Source organism: Acinetobacter sp. 1294596 (assembly GCF_000582925.1).
Lineage (GTDB): Bacteria > Pseudomonadota > Gammaproteobacteria > Pseudomonadales > Moraxellaceae > Acinetobacter > Acinetobacter radioresistens.
Genome location: NZ_JFCC01000087.1, coordinates 1 through 2,498, shown reverse-complemented (window position 1 = coordinate 2,498; position 2,498 = coordinate 1). Strand labels below are relative to the sequence as shown.

Sequence of the window (2,498 nt, the reverse complement as noted above, 5' to 3'; positions counted from 1 at the left end):
TTAACTTCAGCCACCTATAAATTAAATAACAATTTAATAATATAGATATTTTAAATCTAAGCTAAATTTTTTATAAATTTATTTTAATAATGAAAGAAATAATTCATGATAAAAATTGTCAAAATTATAGTAACTGGTTTAATTTCCGTATTATCTACTCAAATATTTGCAGATACTAATGACCAAAAACTTATAAATGCAGCCATTAAAAATAAGGTAACTGTGGCTCAGGCAATTAAAGCAAAAGATGAAACAGCTGTTACATTGACTGGAAAAATAACTCGCTACATTAAGAGTGATTATTATGAGTTTAAAGATTCAACCGGTACCATAAATGTTGAAATTGATGATGATCTGGCGACTCCTTCTCAACTTAAACCAGGCACAAAAGTACGCATAATGGGTGAAGTAGATACCCACCGCTATAAACCTACTGATATCGACGTAGCAAAAATAGAGATACTTTGTTGATTAACCCTATTTTTTGGGAATTTCTTACTTTTCAGCAATAATTAAGCTTAATTGAGGCTTAAATCTCTAGAGGGCTGGCATTTCAATAAACTGATATATTTTGCCATGCCCCATCTAGATAATTCTTTAGAGTGCTATTAGACCCTTCATATACATAGAATGCCGTATAATGTATTTAAAATTAGTGGTATTAATATTTTCTCTTCAGAAATTTTGAGCGAACACTTCAAATCTTCCTTTTATATTTTGCCAGCCTACCTTTTAGTAAAAATTTTTAAATTTTATTAATTACTTTTAAGTAAAATTAACTATTTCACCAAATCTTAATCAGTTCTATTAGATTGATTAAGTCATATAAATTAAAAAAGCTTATTCATTAATATATCCTTTAATGATGCCCCAAATACCTCACCGTGGCTTAATTCCGGATAAATTATTAATTTGGCACTTACTCCTTGACTATGTACATAGGAAAGTAGCTCACGATTATTCACAATCATATCTTTGTTAAAATTTGGACTAACTTTTTGATTTTTTTGAGGAGTAATATCTCCTTCCATAAGTATAAGTTGTTTAGACTCAGCAAAAGGTTCTTTTGTACTCCTTAATTTTTTCATTATACGTTGATCTGCCCATGATAACGAAGGACTTGCCGCAAAGTAATGACTGAAATACTGTCCAGCTATTAAACTGTCCAATACAAATAATCCGCCGTATGAATGTCCCCAGAGTATTTTTCTTTTAGGGTCTAATTTGACCTGCTGTTCTACCCACGGTGCTATTTCTTGTATAATAATTTTTCGAAATGCCTTACTTCCACCACTCAATCGTTCAGGGTTTCGAGGGTCAACTGCCAGCTCACCTGTTTTATCTGCAGGTGTATAGTCTAGTGAACGCGCCTTAGAATCAAAAGGCAGATTAGTCTCATAACCAATCGCAACTAAAACTGGTGCATCCTGCTCGGCCATACCTTGAAGTAGATGTTCATTCAGGCGGGACATTACGGAATTACCATCCAGCATAAAAATAGCAGTACTTCCAGTTGATAGATTCTTTTTTTGCTTAGGAATACCTAACCAAACCTTGTAAATTCGCTTTTGATCTTTAGAGATGAATTTTTTAGTTTGAAAGTTATAAACTTGTGAACCTGTATCTGCAATGTTTTTACCTAAGGGTTTGAGATCAGGTTTAGCATGAACAGTTATTGCAACCGTACTAGCCATGCCTAAAACAAGAAATATTTCTAAGATTTTTTTGCCCCAAAAAAAGATTTTAGCCATATTTGATAAAAAGCAAATTAAAAATTATTATCCACCCTACTTTAATTAATAATCATTATCAATAAAAACCGTTAAATATTTTGTGCATTAAACCTTTAAAAAATTAAACTATTAGTTTGAGACGAGACATATTCTCTCTAAGAAGGGCTAAGTTATAGAAATCGGTTCACTCCACGATATTTAAGTCCTTGTCTTGTTCGCTTAGGCAATTCCGACTCTACAGAATCAATCAATACCTCTAATAAGGAAGCGATATCCTCTTGTAAAAGCTCTAAAGGCTGAAACTTTTTTTACCACGCTTATGAAAGAAGCGTTCTATACAAGTATTTTTTTCAACATATTTCATAGACCAACTTTTAAAATTAATCTCATCTATAATAACAGTTCTATATAACTTAATTTTATGATGCCGCTTATCATCTTGTATTTTTACAAAAAGAGCCTCTACTTGAGATTTCTCTCCCTCAAGACACTGAAAGAAAAAACCATTAGCATAATAAAGAACCCCAAAGATCTGCTGTTCCTGATTAAACAGTTTTGATTTAGTTAAAATATTACTTAAATCCTCCAAAAGATCACTATTTAAGTGTTCTATTCTTTCACTTGCATAGCAAAGTTGAATAAGCATTCAATTTCCTCTACCACAATTAGTCAGATATAAACTTGATATTAAAAAATTAATCTCCCATAGCTTTTCGTAGTATTTTATTACTTTAATTAAAATATAATAAAACTATATTATATCTT

At 31.1% G+C, this 2,498-nt stretch carries 3 protein-coding genes; 1 reads left to right on the top strand and 2 read right to left on the bottom strand.

The features are described 5' to 3' along the window. Positions 1-105: 105 nt before the first annotated feature. Complete coding sequence (locus tag J502_RS15825; protein WP_005014517.1) at positions 106-471, top strand: NirD/YgiW/YdeI family stress tolerance protein; 366 nt, start codon at positions 106-108, stop codon at positions 469-471. A gap of 359 nt (positions 472-830) precedes the next feature. On the opposite strand, the gene J502_RS15820 is transcribed toward J502_RS15825, so the two are convergent. Both J502_RS15820 and J502_RS15815 read right to left on the bottom strand, forming a co-directional pair. Continuing rightward, positions 831-1,751 carry an alpha/beta hydrolase gene (locus J502_RS15820; RefSeq protein WP_034685152.1) on the bottom strand — a complete coding sequence of 307 codons (921 nt, stop codon included), beginning with the start codon at positions 1,749-1,751 and terminating at the stop codon, positions 831-833. Positions 1,752-2,022: 271 nt separating this feature from the next. Next, the gene (locus J502_RS15815; RefSeq protein WP_005014522.1) at positions 2,023-2,379 is read right to left on the bottom strand and encodes a BLUF domain-containing protein; all 357 of its coding nucleotides are present in this window, start codon (positions 2,377-2,379) and stop codon (positions 2,023-2,025) included. Positions 2,380-2,498: the final 119 nt, after the last annotated feature.

What these genes read in the sequence shown, in the direction of transcription:
- J502_RS15825 (WP_005014517.1), top strand. Translation starts at nt 106, where the DNA reads ATGATAAAAATTGTCAAAATTATAGTAACTGGTTTAATTTCCGTATTA.
- J502_RS15820 (WP_034685152.1), bottom strand. Translation starts at nt 1,751, where the DNA reads ATGGCTAAAATCTTTTTTTGGGGCAAAAAAATCTTAGAAATATTTCTT.
- J502_RS15815 (WP_005014522.1), bottom strand. Translation starts at nt 2,379, where the DNA reads ATGCTTATTCAACTTTGCTATGCAAGTGAAAGAATAGAACACTTAAAT.